The organism is Actinoplanes sp. HUAS TT8 (genome assembly GCF_051380535.1).
Lineage (GTDB): Bacteria > Actinomycetota > Actinomycetes > Mycobacteriales > Micromonosporaceae > Actinoplanes.
This window is the reverse complement of record NZ_CP195646.1, coordinates 10,632,642-10,655,244: the sequence shown is the minus strand read 5'-3', so window position 1 is coordinate 10,655,244 and position 22,603 is coordinate 10,632,642. Positions and strand designations below refer to the sequence as shown.

Below are 22,603 nucleotides of genomic sequence, written 5' to 3'. Positions count from 1 at the left end.
CCTTCCGATACACATGTCCCCCTAGGGTGGCTGCCAACAGCTGGCCCGGCTGGCGGATGGACGCCGGGCGGATGGGCGGGGATGGGATGGGGATCAGGTGGCAGGCGAGGCTCTGATCGTTCTGGAGAACGTGAACAAGTGGTTCGGTCCACTGCACGTGCTGCAGGACGTCGATCTGTCCGTCGAGCGCGGCGAGGTCGTCGTCGTGATCGGACCGTCCGGATCGGGCAAGTCCACGCTGTGCCGGGCGATCAACCGGCTGGAGCCCATCGACTCCGGCACGATCACCTTCGACGGGACGCCGCTGCCCGCCGAGGGCCGGCCGCTGGCGCGCCTGCGCAGCGAGGTCGGCATGGTCTTCCAGTCGTTCAACCTGTTCGCCCACAAGACGATCCTGCAGAACGTGACGCTCGGCCCGGTGAAGGTCCGCAAGGAGAAACCGGCCGCCGCCCGCGATCGCGCGATGGCGTTGCTGGAGCGGGTCGGCATCGCCAGCCAGGCCGACAAGTTCCCGGCCCAGCTCTCCGGCGGCCAGCAGCAGCGCGTGGCGATCGCCCGGGCCCTCGCGATGCAGCCCAAGGCCCTGCTTTTCGACGAGCCGACCAGCGCCCTCGACCCGGAGATGGTCGGCGAGGTGCTGGACGTGATGACCTCGCTGGCCCGGGAGGGGATGACCATGGTGGTCGTCACCCACGAGATGGGCTTCGCCCGGCACGCGGCGAACCGGGTGGTCTTCATGGCCGACGGCCAGCTGGTCGAGCAGGCTCCGCCCGCTGAGTTCTTCGCGAACCCGAAGAGCGACCGGGCCAAGGACTTCCTTTCCAAGATCCTTACGCACTGAGTAACCCCAATGACCGGCCCCCAAGCCGATTCCAGTCACCACTGGAGCAGAGGAGAGAGTTGATCATGGGCATGAAGCGGGTAGCGGTGTTCGCCACCGCTGCGGCATTCGCCTTCACGCTGACCGCGTGCGGCAAAGAGGGGACCCCCACGGCCAGCGGCGACGGCGGGGCCAGCGGGGCCGCACCGGCCTCCGACACCTGCGTGTCGTCGGGCGCGACCTTCACGGCGGACAGCGCCGCGGCGGTCGCCGGCAGCACCACCTTCGACAAGATCAAGTCGGCCGGCAAGGTCGTCGTCGGCGTCAAGTTCGACCAGCCGAACCTGGGCTACAAGGACACGTCCGGCAAGCGCTGCGGCTTCGACATCGAGATCGCCCAGTACATCGCGTCCAAGCTGGGTGTCGACCCGGCGAAGATCGAGTACAAGGAGATCCCGTCGGCCAACCGCGAGACGGCGATCAAGGGCGGGGAGGTCGACTACTACGTCGGCACCTACTCGATCACCGACAAGCGCAAGGCCGACATCTCGTTCGCCGGGCCGTACTTCGTGGCCGGCCAGGACCTGCTGGTCCGCAAGGACGAGTCGGCGATCACCGGCAAGGACACACTCAAGGGCAAGAAGGTCTGCTCGGCCACCGGCTCGACCCCGATCCAGCGGGTCAAGGACGAGAAGCTGACCGAGCCGGAGAACATCGTCGAGTTCAAGACCTACTCCGAGTGCGTCTCGCAGCTGCTCGACAAGAAGGTCGACGCCGTCACCACCGACGACGCGATCCTCAAGGGCTACGCCGCGCAGAACTCGACCGACCTGAAGGTCGTCGGCCAGCCGTTCAGCACCGAGAAGTACGGCATCGGCCTGCCGCACGACGACAAGGCCCTGCGCGACTACGTCAACAACGCGCTGGAGGCCGCCTTCAAGGACGGCACCTGGCAGAAGATCTACGACGGCACGCTGGGCAAGTCGGGCTCGCCGGCCACGCCGCCGGCCCTCGAGCGGTACTGATCCACATCATCATGAGCCGGGGCCGGGCGGATCACTTCCGTCCGGCCCCGGCCGGTGGGACCTGAGGACGGGGAATGACGGAGTTCCTGCACGTACTGACGGATCACTGGAGCCTGTTCGGTGAGCACTTCTGGAACACGGTCAAACTGTTCCTGATCGCCGCCGTCGGTAGCCTCGTGGTCGGCATCCTGATCGGCTCGTTCCGGGTGTCCCCGATCCCGGCGTTGCGCTGGTTCGGCGCGACCTACGTCAACCTCGTCCGCAACACGCCGCTGACGCTGGTCTTCGCGTTCCTGGTCTTCGCCGCCCCCAAGCTCGGCCTGAACCTGGAGTACTTCACCGCGGCCACGGTCGCGCTGACCGTCTACACCGGCGCATTCATCTGCGAGGTGGTCCGCTCCGGCGTCAACACCGTCCCGCCCGGGCAGGCCGAGGCAGCACGGGCGCTCGGCCTGGGCTTCGGGCAGGTGCTCACCCAGGTGGTGCTGCCGCAGGCGCTGCGCGCGATGGTGCCGCCGCTGATGAGCGTCGAGATCGCGATGCTCAAGAACACGACGGTGGCGGCCGGCTTCTCGGTGCTCGAGGCCGGCGCGATCCCGTCGTACATGTCCGAGTTCGGCGAACCGCAGTTCTACGTGCTGCTCTGGATCGTCATCGGCTTCCTGATCCTGATCACTCCGCTGGTGGTGCTGCAGCGGGTCCTCGAGCGCAAGTTGGCGGTGGCGCGATGAGAGAGCTTGCGAACGAATCCATAGGCTCAGTCGTCAGCCCATCGTGGCGCCGGAGCGAAGCGGAGGCGACACGATGAGCTCCTCGGTTCTGTATGACCTGCCGGGGCCGCGCGGGCGTCGGCGCAATCTGATCATCGGCGTTCTGGCCTCGCTGGCCATCGTCGCGCTGATCGCCTGGGTGATCTACCGCTTCAACGCGACCGGGCAGTTCGAGCAACGCCGCTGGGTGCAGTTCGAGTACAAGGCGGTCCAGACCGAACTGCTCGACGGGCTGCTGTCGACGCTCAAGGCGGCCGGCATCGCGACCGTGCTGGCGCTGCTCTTCGGGTCGGTCTTCGCCGCCGGGCGGCTCAGCGACCACGCGATCCTGCGCGCGCCGTCGACCGCGGTGGTCGAACTGTTCCGGGCGATCCCGCTGCTCATCCTGATCTTCTTCGGGTACTACGTGCCCCTGCAGTACGGCTGGTCGATCAGCAACCTGTGGGCCCTGGTCCTCGGCCTGACCCTGTACAACGGGTCGGTGCTGGCCGAGATCTTCCGGGCCGGCATCAACGCCGTGCCCCGGGGGCAGACCGAGGCGGCGTACGCGATCGGGCTGCGCAAGAACCAGGTGCTGCGGATCATCCTGCTGCCGCAGGCGGTCCGGACCATGCTGCCGGCGATCGTGAGCCAGATCGTGGTGCTGCTCAAGGACACCGCGCTCGGGTTCATCATCACGTACCCGGAACTGCTGACCGTGGGGAAGACGATCGGTGGGCGGCTCGCCTTCGGGTTCCCCTACGTGCCGGCGTACATGGTGGTGGCGGCGATCTACATCGGGATCTGCGGGCTGCTGTCGGTCTTCGCGTGGTGGCTGCAGCGGCGGCTGACCCGGGTGCGGACGACGGCGGCGAAGCCGCTGCCGGTGAACTCGGTGGACCGGCAGGTCTGAGGCTCCGGCCGCGCGCCCCCTGCACCTCGCGTTGCCACAGCGCGGGAGGGGGTGGGCGCGTTCGGCCGGGCCGTGGGGACCGGTCGGCCGACGTACAAAAATAGGATTTTGAGGGTTTTAGCGGGCTAGTTCCGTCACGCGGGACTCGCGGACGACCGTGACCCGGATCTGGCCCGGGTAGGTCAGCTCCTCCTCGATCTGCTTGGCGACGTCGCGGGCGAGGACGGCGGCGCCGATGTCGTCGATGTCGTCCGGGCGGACCATGACGCGGATCTCGCGACCGGCCTGCATCGCGAAGACCTTCTCGACTCCGAGTTTGCCGCCGGCGATCTCCTCGATACGTTCGAGACGCTTGACGTACGCCTCCAAGCTCTCCCGCCGAGCGCCCGGCCGACCCCCTGAGCAGGCATCCGATGCCTGGGTCAGCACCGCCTCGATGGTCTGCGGGGGCACCTCGTTGTGATGCGCTTCGATGGCGTGGACGATGTCCTCGTGCTCGCCGTACTTGCGGGCGATGTCGGCGCCGATCAGGGCGTGACTGCCCTCGACCTCGTGCGTCAACGCCTTGCCGATGTCGTGCAGGAACGCCGCGCGCTTCATCGTCGGCACGTCCAGGCCCAGCTCGGCGGCCATGATCCCGGCGATGTGAGCGGTCTCGACCAGGTGCTTGAGCACGTTCTGGCCGTAACTCGTCCGGTACCGCAGACGACCCAGCAGCTTGGTCAACTCGGGGTGGATGCTGGTGATGCCGACGTCGACCAGCGCCTCCTCGGCGGCGCGGTCGCAGAGCCGCTCCACCTCGTTCTTCGCGCTGTCGAAAACCTCCTCGATCCGGTGCGGATGAATCCGGCCGTCCAGCACCAGTTTCTCCAGCGTGAGCCGGCCGACCTCGCGGCGGACCGGGTCGAAACAGGAGAGCAGCACGGCCTCGGGAGTGTCGTCGATGATCAGGTTGACGCCGGTGGTCGACTCGAACGCGCGGATGTTGCGGCCCTCACGGCCGATGATCCGGCCCTTCATCTCGTCGCTCGGCAGGTGCAGGACGCTGACCACGCTCTCCGCGGTCTGCTCGCTGGCGATCCGCTGAATCGCGTCGACCACGATGTGCCGGGCCCGGGTATCGGCGGTGTTCCGCGCGTCCTGCTCGATGTCCCGGACCAGGATCGCCGCCTCCCGCTTGGCCTGGCCCTCGATCGAATCGATCAGCTCGGTCTTCGCGGTCTCGACGGTCAGACCGGCGATGCGTTCCAGCTCGCGGCGCTTGGTCTCCTCGTTCTTGGCCAGATCGGCCTCGCGCTGAGTCAGGAGCGCCTGCTTCTTGTTCAGCTCCGACTCCAGCGTGCCCAGCCGGCGCTCCCGCTCGACCAGGCGCTCCACCTCCTCGGAGTGCAGACGCTCCCGCTCGTCGATCCGGGCGGCACGGCGCTCGACCTCGGCCGCCTGCTCCTTCACGGTCGCGTTGAGCAGGGCGATCTCGCGCTCACCGGAACGGCGGGCGGCGGTCCGCAACTGCTCGACGTCGGTCTCGGCCTGCCGGTGGGCGTGCTCCAGGATCGTGTCGGCCTCGCTGTGCGCGTTCTCCAGCACCCGGCGGGCCTCGGCGCGGGCGGCCGCGGCCTCGGCCTTCGCTGCGGCGGCCTCGGCCCGCACCGAAGCGGCCTTGGCGTTCGCGTCGGCCACCTTCGCCTGGGCGACGCCGACCTCCTGCTCCTGCCGGTCCTGGGCGTCCTGCCGCTCGGTCCGGAACTGACGCAGCGCACGGGCGCCGAGTGTCATGCCGACGATCACCGTCACGGCGAGCACGACGACCGCCACTACCAACACCCAGTCCTGGGGGGCCATCTCGCCGCGTCTCCCTTCGCCGCCGGCGCGGTGTGCACGCGCGCGGGCTATCTGCGGGATGCCCGACCAAGGCAGATGACCGGCTCACACGCTCCGCCCTAACGACTACCAGCTTCGCCTCTCGGAGAGGCCGGTTGCCGCCTGTTCCGGCTTCCGGATCGGTTTACGCCGCTCCGGCCGGTTCGTCGTTTCTCTGACTCCGGCTGGTTTATGGAGGTGTCGTCGGGGCCGTTCCGGCATGTGGTGCCGTGGTGGCCGATTTCCGGCTTGCCTTCAGGTCCCTGCGTTCGGGGGTTCCCCAGCTGGTTTCGGTGGTTGGTCCGGGGTGGGCGGATTGCTGCTCGGCTTCTTGGCTTCGCTGCTTGCTGCTCGGCTCGGTGGCTTTGCTGCCTGCTGCTCGGCTCGGTGGCCTCGCTGCCTGCTGCTCGGCGCTTCGGCTTTGCGGCTTGCGGCTTGGCGCTTCGGCTTTGCGGCGGGTTTGGCTGATTCCGGTCGGCCTGCGTCGCGGGGATCCGCGGTGCCGGTCGGCCGGGGGCCGATCCGCTTTGCCGGTCCGAAGCCTGCTCGGGTCGGCGCTCGACGGCTCGTCGCACGGCCGGCTTCACGGTTTCCGCAGTGCCGGTCGTGCCATTCGCCGTTCCGCATCCCGTGCAACCTGGCGACCCGGCGTGCCCTATCGGCCCGTCGTGCCCCCTGGCCCGTTCTCGGACTGTCGTGCCGACGACTCGGCCGGGCGGCCCACGCGCATGATTGCGGGAGTCGCTCGCCCTGCCGTCGTCAAGACCGGTGCCGCGCCACGTGAACGGCCGGCTCTCGATCGTCGGCTCTCGTGAACGACACACCTCTCGGTGTCGGCTTCACGATCGTCGACCTGCTCGATCGCCAGCTCTCACCATCGTCAACGGAGTGTGACAACGCCTCGTCCTCAAGGCGCTGCCCGGCCCGCTGATGGGTGTGGGCGGCTTCCGAATCCGGGTCGGCTGCTGATGGCTCGGATCAGAGTGTGTGGAGTTGTGGGGTCGACCGCTGTTATGTCTCACCGTCCACCGCGCGGTCAGCGGTAGGCGACGTCTGCGGCATCCTCTGACGGGCCGGACCCGTCAAGTGATGCCGTAATGTAATGCGATCTATGTTGTGTGTGTTGCTTGCGATGGTCGAGCAAACCTTGTGTAACGCGAGGCTAGGTCGCAAGTGCCGCTTCGGTCAAGGACTCATGATTCGGCAGCGGATGGGACGTAGGGCACAGACCCACTTACGCCCAGCTCACGATATCGCCCGGATATTTCCGACGTGCCGTAACATCGAGCGCTTCAACGGGCGCTCCGAGCACGTCGACTGATGCCCGTCCAACCATTATTCCGCGGCCCGGCGAGCGGCCGCCCACCCCACCGAGCGTGACGAACACCGGGTCGGTGGACACCGATCCGGAGGTTCCCGTCGAATGGGTGGACTTCCTCACATCCGGACTATATAGGTCCGACGCCTTGAGATCGTCACCAATGCCACCTCGTCCGGGTGGCCCGCCGAAGCCCGGAACCGAGAACCACGGAGGCCGCCGGGGTGCGGGGCGATCGGCTTGACCGGGTCCGGGGGATTTCTCTGCGCTCATGGGCACTTGTTACAAAGCGCAACCATGGGCAATCTTCGCTCGGCGGGCTGGGAACGTGCACACAGCCACGGCCGGGTGACGTGGGGTGTTCAGCTGGGCAGCGAGGATCGGCTCTTCTCGCCCGGCTCGGCGGCGAGGATCGGATCTTCTCGCCCGGCTGGGCAGCGAGGATCGGATCTTCTCGCCCGGCTGGGCAGCGAGGGTCAGGAGAGCGGGTCGGCCTGGTCGGCCAGGGCGTCGGCGTCCACGTTCTCGGCGAACTCGGCGGCCTCCTCGTCCCGGGCGGCCAGCGCATCCTTGACCGCGCGGATGGCGATACCCGCGGGGTAGCCCTTGCGGGCGAGCATGCCGACGAGCCGCCGGAAGACGGCCTCCGGCGTGCCGGTGGCCGTGCGAAGCTTGCGATCGACGAGAGCGCGGGCGGTTTCCGCCTCGGATTCGTCGTCGACGGACTCCAGGGCCTCGCTCGCCACCTCGGCGTCCACCCCGCGCTGCCGTAGCTCGTTGGCGAGCGCCCGGCGGGCCAGGCCACGCCCGTGATGCCGGCTGGACACCCAGGCTCGGGCGAACGCCGCGTCGTCGATGATGCCGACCTCGTCATACCGGTCCAGGACCTCGGCGATGACCTCCTCGGAGATCTCCTTGCGGGCCAGCACCTTGGCCAGCTCGGCCCGGGTGCGCGGACGGGTCGAGAGCTGGTTGAGACAGATCTCCCGGGCCCGCTCCGACTCGGTCTGCTCGGGCGGCGCGGGCTTCCGCGGCTCGTCCCGTGAACCGCCTCGCCGGCCCTCCCCCGCCCGGGAATCGGCGGCCCCCGAACCGAACCCCCGGGCCGCCCGAGGATCGGCCGCACCCGAGCCGAAATCGCTGGTCAGCCCTGAGCCACGGTCGGGCCGGGCCGATCTGCTCACGCCGCCGCGTCCGAAGCCGCCATCCGGTTTCCCTGCCGCGCTGCGCTCGCTTCTCGGACCGCGTCGGGCGCTCCCCTCCGAGGTGTCGTCGGGCGCAGTCGCCTTGCCGAGGCCACTCGCCTCGCTGGGCTCACTCGGCTCACTCGGCTCGCTGGAGGAACCGAACGTCTGCCAGAGCCCCTCTTCGGTCTCGGGACGGCGGCGGCGCGCGGAGGCGCCACGCCGCCCGAAGCCACGCCGGGGCTCTCCCCGGGCAGGCTCGCCCGGGGTCTCGCCATCCGGTTCGTCGGCGCCGGCCCGGGGCGGGATCGCATCCCACCCGCGCCCGGACCGGGCACCACGTCGTCCGGCCATCTCGGCTTACCGGATCAGAAGTCGACCGGCGGCAGCTCGGGGCCGCCGGTGGCGTCCCCGGTGGTCTGCCCGACGCCGAGCTTCTCCAGGATCTTCTTCTCGATCTCGGCGGCGACGTCCGGGTTCTCCTTGAGGAACTCCCGCGCCTTCTCCTTGCCCTGGCCCAACTGGTCGCCGTCATACGTGTACCAGGCACCGGACTTGCGGATGATGCTCTGCTCGACGCCGACGTCGATCAGCGAGCCCTCGCGGGAGATGCCCTTGCCATACATGATGTCGAACTCGGCCTGCTTGAACGGCGCCGCGACCTTGTTCTTCACGACCTTGACCCGGGTGCGGTTACCGACGACGTCGGTGCCGTCCTTCAGCGCCTCGATGCGGCGGATGTCGAGCCGGACCGAAGCGTAGAACTTCAGCGCGCGACCACCCGTCGTCGTCTCCGGCGAGCCGAACATGACGCCGATCTTCTCGCGCAGCTGGTTGATGAAGATCGCCGTGGTGCCGGTGTTGCTGAGCACGCCGGTGATCTTCCGCAGCGCCTGGCTCATCAGGCGGGCCTGCAGACCGACGTGGCTGTCACCCATCTCGCCCTCGATCTCGGCGCGCGGCACCAGCGCGGCGACCGAGTCGATGACGATGACGTCGATGGCGCCGGAGCGGATCAGCATGTCCGCGATCTCCAGCGCCTGCTCACCGGTGTCCGGCTGGGACACCAGCAGCGCGTCGGTGTCGACACCGAGCGCCTGGGCGTAAACCGGGTCGAGCGCGTGCTCGGCGTCGATGAAGGCCGCGGTGCCGCCGGCCTTCTGCGCGTTCGCCACCGCGTGCAGCGCGACGGTCGTCTTGCCGCTGGACTCCGGTCCGTAGACCTCGATGACCCGGCCGCGCGGCAGGCCGCCGACGCCGAGGGCCACGTCGAGCGCGATGGAGCTGGTCGGGATCACGGCGGTCTGCACGACCGGCCGCTCACCGAGCCGCATCACCGAGCCCTTGCCGAACTGCTTGTCGATCTGTGCCAGCGCCAGTTCGAGCGCCTTTTCCCGGTCCGGTCCTGCCACCATTGCCGCCACCCCTGTATTGGACTTCGCGTTCTTCGCCACGGCCGACACGGTATGCGGTGGGTATGACAAAAATCCTCCACCCCACCGAGGGCTGTGGATGGCCGAGCCGCTGTGGACAATAGCCGAACACTTGTACTACATCGAGCGACACGCCAGAACAAGCGTACGAAAAATGACTCAATGCAGCCGGGACGGCACCCGATCGGGGTATGCGGCCACCACGGAACGCCAGATAGTAGCCGTTTCGACACCGTCGGCAATGGCTTGGTTGATGGTGCGTCCGCCCAGGTCACCGAAGGCGTGGTCGGCCGCGATGCTGCGGGCGTAAGGTGCCCCGAACGCCTGCTCCAGGCGTCCCCAGAAGTCCGTCAATCGCACGACCCGAGCGTACCCACGGGACTCCGGAGTGACTCCTTCCGCAAAGCTGTGCAGCCGTTTGTGACGTGCGGCACTCAGGGGCGGGGGCGCCGGCGGAACACGGTGCGGGGCACATTCCGTACGCGCGAAATCTCTTCCGAATCAGGCGGCGATCGCCGCGGCGGCGACTTTCAGGTCGTCGACCAGGCCGCGGTAGGCGATCTCGCGGTTGTCCGCGCGCAGGACCGCCGACGGGTGGATCGTGGCCAGCGCTCTGATCTCGGTCACCGGGAAGTCCTCCGGGTGCTCGGCCGAGCCCGGCCAGGGCATGAGCCGGCCGCGGGAGCGGTTGACGCGGAACGACGGCCCGAGCAGCGCCTTGCCCGCGGTCGCACCCAGGATGACCACCAACTGGGGCTTGAGCAGCGAGAACTCCGAGACGAGCCAGGGCCGGCAGGCGGTGATGTGCGCCGGGCCGGGCGTCTGGTGGACCCGCCTCGTCCCCCGCAGCTCGAAGCGGAAATGCTTCACGGAATTCGTGATGTACAGCTCGGCCGGGTCGATGCCGGCGTCGTCCACGGCCTCGCGCAGCAGCCGACCGGCCGGGCCGACGAACGGCAGGCCCTTCTGGTCCTCGATGTCGCCGGGCTGCTCACCCACGAAGACGATCTTCGCGTGCGGAGCGCCCCGGCCGAAGACCGTCTGGGTCGCGTGCTCGTGCAGCTCACAGCCGTGGCAGTCGGCGGCGGCCTGCTTGAGCTCGTCGATGCTGTGCGGTCGTGGCGGCACCCACTGCTGAGCGCCGACCGGCGCTTCGGTCCTCGGCATCCCTCCGTTCTACCCGGGGTGACCCGCGTCACGCCGACCGGCCCACCCATCCGAAGGACATCACCGCATGACGATGCCGACGGCCGGGCGGACGGCGGCCACCACCGCCTGCGCGAGCGCGGGAAGATCCAGCTCGTCGAGCGGGCTGACGGTGATCCGGACGCCGGGCGGCGAGGAGATCCGGAACCGGGCGCCGGGAGCCACCGCGTAACCCGAGTCACGCAGGGCGGCGACCGCGTGGGTCTCGTCCGGCACCGGGACCCAGACGTTGATGCCGGCCGCGCCGGACGCCGCGACGCCCTGCACGCGGAGCATGTCGATCAGGGTGGTGCGCCGAACCCCGTACGATCGGGCCGCCTCTTTGATCAGCGCGGTGACCGCCTCGTCCCGCCAGAGCTGGAGCAACAGCCGCTGGGACAGGGTGGAGACCCAGCCCATGCCGATCCGCATCCGGCCGGCGACCCGGGCCACCGACGCCTCATCCCCGGCCAGCACCGCGATGCGCAGGTCGGGACCGAACGGTTTCGACGCGGATCGGACGAAGGCCCACCGCCGGGTCACCGGGCCGACCACCTGAGCCGGCTCGACGGCCAGCTCAGCCGCATGATCATCCTCCACCAGCAGGACCTCGGGATGCTCCGCGAACAGCTCCCGCATCGACGTGGCCCGGGCCGCGCTGACCACGGCGCCGGTCGGATTCTGCGCGCGCACGGTGATCACGACGGCGCGGGCACCGGCCCGCAGCGCGGCGGCCAGCGACTCGGGCTCGGGCCCCTCCTCATCCATCGCGACGGGCACCGTCCGCATACCCAGAGCCGCGACCAGATCCAGCAGATTCGCCCAGCCCGGATCCTCCACCGCGACCGCGTCGCCCGGTCTGAGATGAGCTATGAGCAGGCGCTCGATCGAATCCAGCGTGCCGGCGGTGACCGCGATCGCCGCACCGTCGACCGGAATGCCCTCCTCCGACAGGCGCGCGCGAGCCGCCTCGATCAGCTCCGGCATGGTCACCGCCGACGTGTAGCCCTGCGGCGGCCCGACGTGCTCGGCGACCGCGCGCAGAGCCGGACCCAGCGGCGGGAGAAGTCGCAGGTCGGGCTCGCCAGAAGAAAGATCGAGAACATTTTCCGGTACGGCGAGACGCAGCGCTGACCGGGACACCTCGACCGGGGGCCGGGCCCGGATCCGAGTGCCGCGCCGGCCCTCGGTCTCCACGACACCGCGTTGCCGCAGCTCCTGATACGCCTTGGCGACCGTGGCCGGACTGACGTGCAGAGCGCCGGCCAGGACCCGCACGGGAGGAAGGGCTGCCCCGAAGATCCAGTCGCCGCGGACGACGCCGGCCTCGATGCTCGCCGAAATCTCGGCGGCAGTGTCCCCGCTGACCTGATATTGTTCTGCCACAGCCGAGATTCTGTACTAGTACAAGCTCGAAAGCAAGTGGAACAACGCCACCCGGGGAGGCCCTGATGACCGATGTCTACGCCGCTACCGACCGCACCACCGCGACCCGCACACGGGAGCGCATGCATTACGAGCGGGAGGCCGCGCATGCCATTCTCGACGAAGCGTTCGACTGCTCGGTCGGCTTCGTGGTGGACGGTGAGCCCCGCGTGCTCCCGACCCTGCACGTCCGGGTCGGCGAGACGCTCTATCTGCACGGGTCCACCGGCGGCCGGATGGCGCTGGGGGCCCGAGGCGACGGCGTCTCGGTCTGCGTCAGCGTGACGCTGCTCGACGGCCTGGTCTACGGGCGTTCCCAGTTCCACCACAGTGCCAACTACCGCTCGGTGGTCGCCCTCGGCGTCGCCCGGCCGGTCACCGACCCGGCGGAGAAGGCCGAGGCCATGCTGGCCCTGGTGGAGAAGACCGGCACCGGGCGCGCGGCCGGGAGCCGCCCGCCGACCAAGCAGGAGATGGCGCAGACCAGTGTGCTGGCTCTCCCGCTGGTCGAGGTGTCGGTGCGGGCCCGGTCCGGCGGGGTGAAGGACGACGAGGCCGACCTCGGCCTGCCGCACTGGGCCGGCGTCCTGCCGATCCGCCGGGTGTCCGGCCCGCCGGAAACCGACGCCGGCGTCGCGCTGCCGCCGCCGGCCTATCTGCCCGGCAATCCGGCGACCGCCTGGCAGACCCCGGTCCGGCTGGAGGGCCGGCACGTGCGGCTGGAGCCGCTGTCCCCCGCGCACGCGCCGGGGATGTTCGAGGCGCTGGACGACGAGGAGGTCTGGCGGTATCTCCCCACGCCGCAGGCTCGCTCGGTGGACGACACGGCGGCCGACATCGCCGAGGTGATCCGCGGGCAGTGGCGGGGCGACCGGTCCGGCTGGGCCCAGGTCGACCCGGTGACCGGCGTCGTGATGGGCCTCACGACGTATCACGACGTCGATCCGGTCCGTCGCTCGGTCGGGATCGGCCACACCATGCTGGGCCGCAAGTGGTGGCGGAGCGGGGTCAACACGGAGGCGAAGCTGTTGCTGCTGGAGCGGGCGTTCGACGTGCTCGGCGCGGCCAAGGTGTTCTGGTACACCGACATTCGCAACGAGCGGTCGCAGCGCGCGATCGCCCGGCTCGGCGCGAGCCGGGACGGGATGATCCGCAGGCAGCGGCTACGGCCGGATGGCAGCTGGCGGGACACCGTAGTGTTCGCGATGACGGCGGACGAGTGGCCGGCCGCGGCTCAGCGCCTGCGGGACCGGCTCGCCGCCGGTTGATCAGGGCTGGGGAGGCGTGACTCGTGCTGGGCATAACTGACTTCTGGACGTACGTGCTCGGTGTGGTGGCCATCATCCTGCTGCCCGGGCCGAACTCGATCTTCGTGCTCTCGGTGGGGGCGCGGCGCGGCGTGCGAGTCGGGTATCAGGCCGCTTGCGGAGTGTTCCTCGGCGACGCGGTCTTGATGATCTTGTCCGCGACCGGGGTGTCCTCGCTGCTGGGGGCCTATCCGCCGCTGTTCCTGGTGTTGAAGTATGCGGGTGCGGCCTACCTGGCCTGGGTGGGCGTGAACATTCTGCGCGGCGCCTGGGGCCGGTGGCGGAACCGGGGCGAGACCGTCGCCAACGCGGTCGAGGAAGAACCCGCTGAAATGCAGCGGCCGTTCCGGCGGGCGCTGGTGATCAGTCTGCTGAACCCGAAGGCGATCCTGTTCTTCGTCTCGTTCTTCATCCAGTTCGTCCAGCCGGGATATGCGCATCCCGCGCTGTCGTTCCTGGTGCTCGGGGCGGTCGTGCAGTTCTTCAGCGCGCTGTACCTGACCGCGCTGATCTTCGGGGGGCGGTTCCTGGCCGGGCAGTTCCAGCGGCGGCGCCGGCTGGCGGCTGGGGCGGCTACCGGGGTGGGCGCGCTGTTCGTCGGCTTCAGCATCAAACTGGCCACCGCCAGCCTGAGCTGACCGCGGCGCGGCGCGGCGCGGCCCTGCCCTACCCTGCGCGGCGCGGCGCGGCGCGCTCCGGCGCGGCGCAGCGCAGTCCGACGGCTGCGCGGCACGCCAGGTCTCGGCGCGAGGCGGCGGGGTGGGGCGCGATTCTGCACGCGCGGTGGGTGCGGCATCGCGCAGTGCGGCATCGCGCAGTGCGGCGGCGCGCAGTGCGGCGGCGCGCAGTGCGGCGGCGCGCAGTGCGGCGGGGTGGTCAGCTGCGGGTGGGGGTGGTGGACGGGGTGTCGGTGTAGAAAGTGGCTCGGACCATCTGGATCTTGCTGAGCTCGGTGGCCCAGGCGGCTTCCGGCGTGGCCCAGCCGAGGGCGTAGGCGTGGCCGCCAAGAGCGAACCACCTGGTGGTGGCGCGGCGGAGCACGCCGGCGGCGGTGCGGTACCGGTAGTCCCAGTCGGCGGCCTCGTGCAGCAGCGTGACCGGGGAGATCGCGATCGGCGTGTAGTCGCGGATACGGGTGGATGCCCGCAGGCGGCGATCCTCGGCACGGCACCCCTCCTGCGGGGCGGTGCCGGTGGGGCGGCCGACGTCCAGGCTCAGTACCCGGGCTCCGCGCGGGTCACGGAAGCAGTAGGTGGTGCCGATCCGCTGGTAGGTCCAGCCGTCCGGGATCGGGATGTGGAATCCGGTGCCGTCGGTGAAGTAGGACCAGCCGGCCTGCAACTCCCAGCCGTTGACGCCCCGGGCAGCATCCTCCTTCGGGGTGATCGGCACGCGGGATGGCGGCCGCACATCACAGACGACCGGCGAGAAACCGGCCGCCGGGGACGAACTCGAACCGGACGCTGCCGCGGAACCGCGCGACGACGCCGGGCCAGGGGACGAAGCCGAGCCCGGCGCTGACACCGATCCCGGCACCGGCACCGAACCTGGAGACGCCGAGCCCGGGGCGGAAACCGCTGGTGACGCGGGACCTGAGGGCTGCGCGGAACCAGGCAGGGCCGCGGCGGAGACCGACGGCGAGGCACGCGGTGACGACTGAGTGGACGGGGTCGGGGGCACGCCCACCTCCGGCGCGGAGTCCTCCTGGGCGATCAGCCGCATCCCGACCAACCCACCACCGAGCAGGACAGCCACCACGAGGGCGCCGAGGATCAGCCGGGTACGGCCCGGGGTCGCCGGCCGGGAACGTCGGGACCAGCGGCCCGGCGGGGGCTCGTTCGCGGCGAGCGGGCCGGACACCGGTGACCGCTGCGACGGGATCGCACCCAGCAGCACCTGGTTGCCCCGGCGGGCCGAGGGACTGGCCGCGGGTTCTCCCGCGGCGGACGGCCGGCGATTAGGACGGGGCCTGGGTGAGGCGGCACCGCGGGTTTTGCCCTCGCCGGCCTTTCTCCCGGTGACGCCCCCGGGTTCGCCCAGAGGATGGGCCTCAGCCCCGCCCCGATCGCCGACGACATGGGCTCCGACCTGCGAGAAGACTTCAACGTCGGTGAACGTGCCCTCGATGTAGCCGCTCCGGGACAGGTCGTCGTCCGAGGACCGCCACCACTCGTCGGAGTCGTCGATCGCCGCCGACGGCTCGTCGGCGGGTTGCGGAGCGCCGCCGGCCGGGTTCCCCAGAACACCGGCCGGGAGTTCCCGTGCTCCTACGAAGAGAACCGGCAGAAGCGACTGATCAGACTCGGTCAGATTCGGGGTGTCAAGATCGGCCGGACTCACCGGTCCCCCGCCCAGTTCCTCGGTGTTCTCGGCGACCGGCTCGACGCTCGGCCGCGCGACGCCCACGTCACGGCGCGTCTCCGCGGGTTCCGCTTCCAGCACTGCCCGCAGTCGCCGTTCGACTTCGCGGGCGCTCAGCCGTTCGGCCGGCTCGTACCGGAGCAGCCCGTCCAGGATCGGCCCGAGCGGCCCGGCCCGGAACGGCTGATCAGGGGGTTCGGTGGCCAGGGCGGCAAGGGTCGCCATCGCACTGTCCCGTGCGTACGGCGACTGTCCCTCGACCGTGGCGTACAGCGTCGCCCCGAACGACCACAGGTCGGACTCCACCGTGGAGGCGCCGTCGCGGGCGCGCTCCGGTGACACGTACTGCGGAGATCCGACGATCAGACCGGGTGTGGTGATCATGCCGTCGTCGACGAACGTGGCCAGGCCGAAATCGGTCAGCAGAACTCGGCCGTCGGAGCCGATCAACACGTTGTGCGGCTTGACGTCGCGATGCAGTACGCCGGCTCGGTGGGCCGCCGTGAGCGCGTCGAGCACGGCCAGGCCGATCCGGGCCGCCGCGATCGGCGGGTACGGCCCTTTGGTGGTCAGCACCTGGTAGAGCGACCGGGACGCGACGTACTCCATCACGATCCAGGACAGCCCCTCGGCGTGGACCACGTCGTAGACGCGGACCACGTGCGGATGGGTCAGCCGGGCCGCGCTCCGGGCCTCGCGCAGGGTCCGGCTGTGCAGCCGGTCCTTCTCGGCGTCGGACATCCAATCGGGCGGGACGATCTCCTTGACCGCGACGTCCCGATCCAGCATCTGATCGCGGGCCAGCCAGACCCGACCCATTCCACCGGCGCCGACCGGTTCCAGAAGACGGTACCGGCCTGCGACGAGCATCTGCCTGACCGCCATCGGCAACCACCCATCACGTCGGTCATCAGGATAATCAGGTACAGACCGCCCACGGAATGACGATCACCCGGGTTCCGCGTGGGGCTCGGCGAGGTTTTTGTCGTACCCCCGGGGAGGGATGGATGGCGTGCGAGAGGTGCTCGAGAAATTCGGTCCGGCCACCCGGGAGTGGTTCACGGCCGCGTTCGCCGCGCCCACCGCCGCTCAGGACGGCGCGTGGCGGGCGATCGGGGCCGGCCGTCATGCGCTCGTGGTCGCGCCCACCGGTTCCGGCAAGACCTTGGCCGCCTTCCTGTGGTCACTCGACAAGCTGGCCCGCGAGCCGGTCCCCGAGCAGGTCCGGCGGCGATGCCGGGTGCTCTACGTGAGCCCGCTGAAGGCCCTGGCCGTCGACGTGGAGCGCAACCTGCGCGCGCCGCTCACCGGCATCCGCCAGGCGGCCGGCCGGCTCGGTCTGCCCCCGCCGGAGATCACCGTCGGGATGCGCACGGGGGACACGCCGGCCGACGAGCGGCGTGGCTTCGCCCGCACCCCGCCGGACATCCTGATCACCACTCCGGAGTCGTTGTTCCTGCTGCTCACGTCCGCGGCGCGGGAGTCGCTGCGCGGCGTCGAGACGGTGATCATCGACGAGGTGCACGCGGTCGCGGCCACCAAGCGCGGCGCTCACCTGGCACTTTCTCTGGAGCGGCTGGACGCGCTGCTGGAGCGTCCCGCGCAGCGGATCGGCCTGTCCGCGACGGTGCGGCCGATCGAGGAGACCGCGCGGTTCCTCGGCGGGTCGCAGCACGTGGAGATCGTCCGGCCGCCCAGTGCGAAGACGATCGAGATCTCCGTCCAGGTGCCGGTCGAGGACATGACCCGGCTGGACGAGCAGCCCGCCGACGACGACCTGGAGGGTGGGCGGCGCACGCCGTCGATCTGGCCGGCCGTCGAGGAGCGGGTGCTCGACCTGATCGAGGCTCACCGATCGACCATCGTGTTCACCAACTCACGACGCGGCGCGGAACGCCTCTGCGCCCGCCTCAACGAACTGTCCGCGGAGCGCGCCGAGCTCGCCCGCCTCGACGAATCCGGGGAGCGTGCCGACTTCGCCCGCCTCGACGAGTCCGGCGGAGAGCCCGGCGACCCGGCCGGCTTCGCCACGACAGACCCAAACCCAAACCAAGACCAAGACCAAGACGCTTGGCGTACGACGGAGCCCCGCACCGAGCCGGACCCCGCCGAGGGGGGACGGGGCTATGGCCGTACGGCGAACGGGTTTTCCCTCGGCGCAGTGCCGGAAGCCGCAAGCGCAGCTGAACCCGGCAGAATCCCGCCTTTGATCAGGGGAAACGGGGCCGCCGGAATGCCCGCGGCGATCATGGCGCAGTCGGCTGCGGCCCAGGGCGCGCCGCCGGTCGTCGCCCGCGCGCACCACGGCAGCGTCTCCCGTGAGGAGCGCAAACAGATCGAGGAGGCGCTGAAGTCGGGCCGGCTGCCGGCCGTCGTCGCCACGTCGAGCCTGGAGCTCGGCATCGACATGGGCGCGGTCGATCTGGTCGTGCAGATCGAGGCTCCGCCCACGGTCGCGGCCGGGTTGCAGCGGATCGGCCGGGCCGGGCACCAGGTCGGGGCCGTCTCGCGCGGTGTCGTGTTCCCCAAGCACCGCGGTGACCTGCTCTCCTGCGCCGTGGTGGCGGAGCGGATGAGTGCGGGCGCGATCGAGGAGTTGCGCTATCCGCGCAATCCGCTCGATGTGCTGGCCCAGCAGGTGGTCGCGATGGTGGCGCTGGACGAGTGGCCGGTCGACGAGTTGGCCGGGCTGGTCCGGCGGGCCGCCCCGTTCGCCGAATTGCCGGAATCCGCGCTCCACGCGGTGTTGGACATGTTGTCCGGGCGATATCCGTCGACCGCGTTCGCCGAGTTGCGGCCGCGGCTGGTCTGGGATCGCGGCACCGACCTGCTGACCGGGCGTCCGGGCGCGCAGCGGCTGGCCGTGACCAGCGGCGGCACGATTCCGGACCGCGGAATGTTCGGTGTCTTCCTGGCCGGCTCCGAGCGGGCTTCCCGGGTCGGTGAGCTGGACGAGGAGATGGTCTACGAGTCCCGCGTGGGTGATGTCTTCCTGCTCGGCTCGACCTCCTGGCGGATCGAGGACATCACGCCCGACCGGGTGCTGGTCTCCCCCGCACCCGGTGCCCCGGCGCGGATGCCGTTCTGGAAGGGCGACTCCCCCGGCCGGCCGATCGAGCTGGGCCGGGCGATCGGGGCCCGGCTGCGCGCGCTGACCAAGGCCGGCGACGAGGGTGCGACCACGGCGCTGCGCGAGTCCGGTCTGGACGAATGGGCCGCCGCGAACCTGGTGAACTACCTGCGCGAGCAGCGCGAGGCCACCCGGCACCTGCCCGACGACCGGACCATCGTGGTCGAGCGTTTCCGCGACGAGCTGGGCGACTGGCGGATGACCGTGCACTGCGTACTCGGCGCCAAGGTCAACGCGCCCTGGGCGCTGGCCATCGGCCGGCGGCTCAGCGAGCGCTACGGGGTGGACGGCCAGGTCATGCCCTCCGACGACGGCATCGTGATCCGGCTGCCGGACACCGCCGACGAGCCGCCCGGCGCCGATCTGGTGGCGTTCGACCCGGAGGAGATCGCCCAGATCGTCGAGGAGTCGGTCGGCACGTCCGCGCTGTTCGCATCCCGGTTCCGGGAGTGCGCGGCCCGGTCGCTGCTGCTGCCGCGCCGCGATCCGCGCCGCCGCCAGCCGCTCTGGCAGCAGCGGCAGCGGTCCGCGCAGCTGCTCGACGTCGCCCGCGAGTTCGCCGACTTCCCGGTGACCCTGGAGGCGGCCCGCGAGTGCCTGCAGGACGTCTTCGACGTGCCCGGCCTGTCCGGGCTGATGCGCGAGATCGGCGGCCGCAAGGTGCGCCTGGTCGAGACCGAGACCCCGCGGCCCTCCCCGTTCGCCCGATCACTGCTCTTCGGATACGTGGGCGCTTTCCTGTACGAGGGTGACGCGCCCCTGGCCGAGCGCCGCGCCGCCGCCCTGGCCCTGGACGCGACCCTGCTCGGCGAGCTGCTCGGCCGGGTCGACCTGCGGGAGTTGCTCGACCCGGCGGTGGTCGCCGAGACCGAGGCCCAGCTGCAGTGGCGCACGACCCAGCGCACCCCACGGGACGCCGAGGACGCGGCCGAGCTGCTCCGGCTGCTCGGCGATCTCTCCGCGGCCGAGCTGGCCGAGCGCGGCGTGCCCGAGGAGTGGGTGGTCGCGCTGGAGACGACGCGGCGGGCGGCCCGGGTGCGGGTGGCCGGCCAGGAGCGCTGGATCGGCATCGACGACGCCGGGCGCTATCGGGACGCGCTCGGCGTCGCCCTGCCGGTCGGCATCGCCGAGGCCTACCTGGAGCCGGTCGCCGACCCGCTCGGTGACCTGGTCGCGCGCTATGCGAAGACGCACGGGCCGTTCCTCGCGGCGACCTGCGCGGCCCGGTTCGGGCTCGGCGTCTTCGTGGTGGAACAGGTCCTCAAACGGTTGAGCGCGACCGGACGGGTCACCTCCGGCGAGTTCTCACCGGACGGCGCGGGCACCGAATGGTGCGACGCCGAGGTGCTGCGGATGCTGCGCCGGCGGTCGCTGGCTGCACTGCGCCGGGAGATCGAACCGGTGCCGCCGAAAACGCTTGCCGCGTTCCTGCCCCGCTGGCATCAGGTCGGCGGCAACGTCCGCGGGGTGGACGCACTGGCCGCGACGATCGAGCAGGTGCAGGGCGTCGCCGTGCCGGCCTCGGCCTGGGAACGACTGGTGCTCCCGGCCCGGGTCGCCGACTACACGCCGCCGCTGCTCGACGAGTTGTGCGGCAGCGGCGAGGTGCTGTGGGCCGGTTCGGGGTCGATCGCCGGCGGCGACGGGTGGGTGACGCTGGCCTACGCGGACAGCGCTCCCCTGCTGCTCCCGCCGCCCGACGACGAACTCGCACTCACCCCCGCACACCAGGCGGTGCTGGACGCGCTGGGCGACGGGCAGGCACTGTTCTTCCGATCGCTTTCGGACAGAGCGGGCTCCACCGACGACACCGAACTGGCCGCGACGGTGTGGGACCTGGTGTGGGCCGGGCACCTGACCAACGACACCTTCGCGCCGTTACGGGCGCTGCTCAGCGGCAGCGGCGCGCACAAGGCCAAGGCCGCCCCGGCCCGCAGCCGGTACCGGCGGCCCGGCCGGGCGACCATGCCGTCCCGGACCGGTCCGCTGAACATGGCCGGCCGCTGGTCCCGCCTGCCCGAACGCGATCTCGACCCGACCCGGCGGGCCGCCGCCCTCGCCGACCTGCTGCTGGAACGACACGGCGTGGTGACCCGCGGCGCGGTGATGGCCGAAGGCGTGACCGGCGGGTTCGCCGCGGTCTACCCGGTGCTGAGCGCGCTGGAGGAGCGCGGCGCGGCCCGGCGGGGCTACTTCGTCGAAGGGCTCGGCGCGGCCCAGTTCGCGGTGCCCGGGGCGGTGGATCGGCTGCGAGCCCTGGCCGAGCCCGCTGAACTGGCCAAACGTACCGGGTCGGGTGCGCTGGTGCTGGCCGCGGCCGACCCCGCCAATCCGTACGGTGCCGCGCTGCCCTGGCCGGAACGGATCATCGACAGCGGCGACGGCGAACCGGTCGCCAAAGCCGGGCACCGCGCCGGGCGGAAAGCGGGGGCGCTGGTCGTGCTCGTCGGCGGTGAACTGGTGCTCTATGTGGAGCGCGGCGGGCGGACCCTGCTGTCGTTCGCCGACGATCCGGAATCGCTGCTGGCGGCCGGGCAGGCGCTGGCCGGGTCGGTGCGGTCCGGGGCGCTGGGGGCGATGTCGGTCGAGCGGGCCGACGGGGAGTCGGTGAACGCCTCGCCGCTGCGGGACGCGTTGCAGGCGGCGGGGTTCCGGGCCACGCCGCGCGGGCTGCGGCTCCGGGGGTGACCGCAGCCGGAGGCCCGGGCCCGGGCGGCGACGCGGCTCTGTCCACAGCGACGGGTTTCTCCACAGCGACGGGTTTCTCCACAACGACGGCTTGTCCACAACGACGGCTTGTCCACAGGCCGTCGGCACGATCTTGGCGTTTCGCGGGACAATCGCCTCGGGGGGCGCCCCTGGGACGTGCGGGCGGCGGCCGCCCGGTCGAGCGGCCGCCGGGACCGGTCACACGTGGGGCAGCACGTCCGAGGCGACCAGGTCGATGTGATCGATGTCGGACAGGTCCAGCACCTGCAGGAAGAGCCGGGACGATCCCGCCGCCGCGTACCGCTTGATCGTCTCGACGGCCTCGGCCGGGGTGCCGACGACGCCGCCGTTCTCCCGCATCTCCTCGACCTCGCGGCCGATCGCCGCGGCCCGGCGGCGCACCTCGGCGTCGTCGCGGCCGACGCAGAGCACGGTCGCCGCACTGAACGCCGGCGGCTCGGCGCGACCGGCGGCTGCGCTTGCCGCGCGGACACGCTCGTACTGTGCGGGAATGTCCTCGATCTTGGAGAACGGCACGTTGAACTCGGCCGCGAAGCGGGCGGCCAGGTCCGGCGTGCGCTTCTTGCCGTGGCCGCCGATGATCACGGGCAGCGGCGACTGCACCGGCTTGGGCAGCGCCGGCGAGTCGCTGACCTGGTAGAACTTGCCGTCGAAGTCGAAGGTCGAGCCCTCCGCGGTCTTCCACAGGCCGGTGATGATCTCCAGCTGCTCCTCCAGCCGGTCGAAGCGCTCGCCGACCGCCGGGAACGGGATGCCGTAAGCCTTGTGCTCGGCGTCGAACCAGCCGCCGCCGAGCCCGAACTCGACCCGGCCGCCGCTCATGGCGTCGACCTGCGCGACCGCGATCGCCAGCGGCCCGGGCAGCCGGAACGTCGCCGAACTGACCAGCGTGCCCAGCCGGATCCGGGAGGTCTGCACGGCCAGCGCGGCCAGCGTGATCCAGGCGTCGCTCGGCCCGGGCAGGCCGGGCCCGTCGCCCATCTTCAGGTAGTGGTCGGAGCGGAAGAACCCGTCGAAACCGCCGTCCTCGGCAGCTTTCGCCACTCGCAGCAGGTCGTCGTGGCTCGCACCCTGCTGGGGTTCGGTGAAGATCACAAGACGCATGGGGACAACCCTGCCAGATACGCGGCGCGCCCGGCCCGCATCCGGCCGCGGCTGCCAGT

The 22,603-nt window shown here is 70.9% G+C and carries 14 protein-coding genes and 1 pseudogene; 7 read left to right on the top strand and 8 right to left on the bottom strand.

Annotated features, from left to right (window positions below; all coding sequences use genetic code 11):
• Positions 1-97: 97 nt before the first annotated feature.
• The 4 genes from ACSHV8_RS47650 to ACSHV8_RS47635 all read left to right on the top strand — a co-directional run bounded on the left by ACSHV8_RS47650 (position 98) and on the right by ACSHV8_RS47635 (position 3,507).
• Positions 98-841 (top strand): amino acid ABC transporter ATP-binding protein, encoded by a 744-nt coding sequence (locus ACSHV8_RS47650; RefSeq protein WP_436527094.1) that lies wholly within the window; start codon positions 98-100, stop codon positions 839-841.
• Positions 842-906: 65 nt separating this feature from the next.
• Entirely contained in the window at positions 907-1,845 is a 939-nt protein-coding gene (locus tag ACSHV8_RS47645) for a glutamate ABC transporter substrate-binding protein (RefSeq protein WP_436527093.1), read from the top strand.
• A gap of 74 nt (positions 1,846-1,919) precedes the next feature.
• Positions 1,920-2,576, top strand: a complete 657-nt coding sequence (locus tag ACSHV8_RS47640; protein ID WP_436527092.1) for an amino acid ABC transporter permease — start codon at positions 1,920-1,922, stop codon at positions 2,574-2,576.
• A 73-nt stretch (positions 2,577-2,649) separates the two neighbouring features.
• The gene (locus ACSHV8_RS47635; protein WP_436527091.1) at positions 2,650-3,507 is read left to right on the top strand and encodes an amino acid ABC transporter permease; all 858 of its coding nucleotides are present in this window, start codon (positions 2,650-2,652) and stop codon (positions 3,505-3,507) included.
• Positions 3,508-3,624: 117 nt separating this feature from the next.
• On the opposite strand, the pseudogene rny reads toward ACSHV8_RS47635, so the two are convergent.
• From rny to ACSHV8_RS47605, 6 genes and pseudogenes are all read right to left on the bottom strand, one after another.
• A pseudogene (gene rny / locus ACSHV8_RS47630) lies at positions 3,625-5,160 on the bottom strand (ribonuclease Y); the annotation flags it as partial.
• A gap of 2,001 nt (positions 5,161-7,161) precedes the next feature.
• On the bottom strand, positions 7,162-7,833 hold the full coding sequence (locus tag ACSHV8_RS47625) for a regulatory protein RecX (protein WP_436537299.1): 672 nt from the start codon (positions 7,831-7,833) through the stop codon (positions 7,162-7,164).
• A gap of 404 nt (positions 7,834-8,237) precedes the next feature.
• Complete coding sequence (gene recA, locus ACSHV8_RS47620) at positions 8,238-9,284, bottom strand: recombinase RecA (protein ID WP_436537297.1); 1,047 nt, start codon at positions 9,282-9,284, stop codon at positions 8,238-8,240.
• A 177-nt stretch (positions 9,285-9,461) separates the two neighbouring features.
• Entirely contained in the window at positions 9,462-9,662 is a 201-nt protein-coding gene (locus ACSHV8_RS47615; RefSeq protein ID WP_436527090.1) for a DUF3046 domain-containing protein, read from the bottom strand.
• A 141-nt stretch (positions 9,663-9,803) separates the two neighbouring features.
• Entirely contained in the window at positions 9,804-10,469 is a 666-nt protein-coding gene (locus tag ACSHV8_RS47610; RefSeq protein ID WP_436527089.1) for a UdgX family uracil-DNA binding protein, read from the bottom strand.
• Between the two features lie 60 nt (positions 10,470-10,529).
• Complete coding sequence (locus tag ACSHV8_RS47605) at positions 10,530-11,873, bottom strand: aminotransferase class I/II-fold pyridoxal phosphate-dependent enzyme (RefSeq protein ID WP_436527088.1); 1,344 nt, start codon at positions 11,871-11,873, stop codon at positions 10,530-10,532.
• Between the two features lie 65 nt (positions 11,874-11,938).
• Between ACSHV8_RS47605 and ACSHV8_RS47600 the strand changes: the two genes are divergently transcribed.
• Entirely contained in the window at positions 11,939-13,180 is a 1,242-nt protein-coding gene (locus ACSHV8_RS47600; RefSeq protein ID WP_436527087.1) for a bifunctional pyridoxamine 5'-phosphate oxidase family protein/GNAT family N-acetyltransferase, read from the top strand.
• 23 nt (positions 13,181-13,203) lie between these two features.
• Entirely contained in the window at positions 13,204-13,857 is a 654-nt protein-coding gene (gene leuE / locus ACSHV8_RS47595) for a leucine efflux protein LeuE (protein WP_436527086.1), read from the top strand.
• A 238-nt stretch (positions 13,858-14,095) separates the two neighbouring features.
• On the opposite strand, the gene ACSHV8_RS47590 is transcribed toward leuE, so the two are convergent.
• On the bottom strand, positions 14,096-16,465 hold the full coding sequence (locus ACSHV8_RS47590) for a serine/threonine-protein kinase (protein ID WP_436527085.1): 2,370 nt from the start codon (positions 16,463-16,465) through the stop codon (positions 14,096-14,098).
• A gap of 118 nt (positions 16,466-16,583) precedes the next feature.
• Between ACSHV8_RS47590 and ACSHV8_RS47585 the strand changes: the two genes are divergently transcribed.
• A complete protein-coding gene (locus tag ACSHV8_RS47585; RefSeq protein WP_436527084.1) occupies positions 16,584-21,398 on the top strand; it encodes an Lhr family helicase in 4,815 nt (1,604 codons plus the stop codon).
• A 219-nt stretch (positions 21,399-21,617) separates the two neighbouring features.
• Here the strand turns inward: ACSHV8_RS47585 and ACSHV8_RS47580 are convergent, their stop codons facing one another.
• Positions 21,618-22,544 carry an LLM class F420-dependent oxidoreductase gene (locus ACSHV8_RS47580; protein ID WP_436527083.1) on the bottom strand — a complete coding sequence of 309 codons (927 nt, stop codon included), beginning with the start codon at positions 22,542-22,544 and terminating at the stop codon, positions 21,618-21,620.
• Positions 22,545-22,603 lie beyond the last annotated feature (59 nt).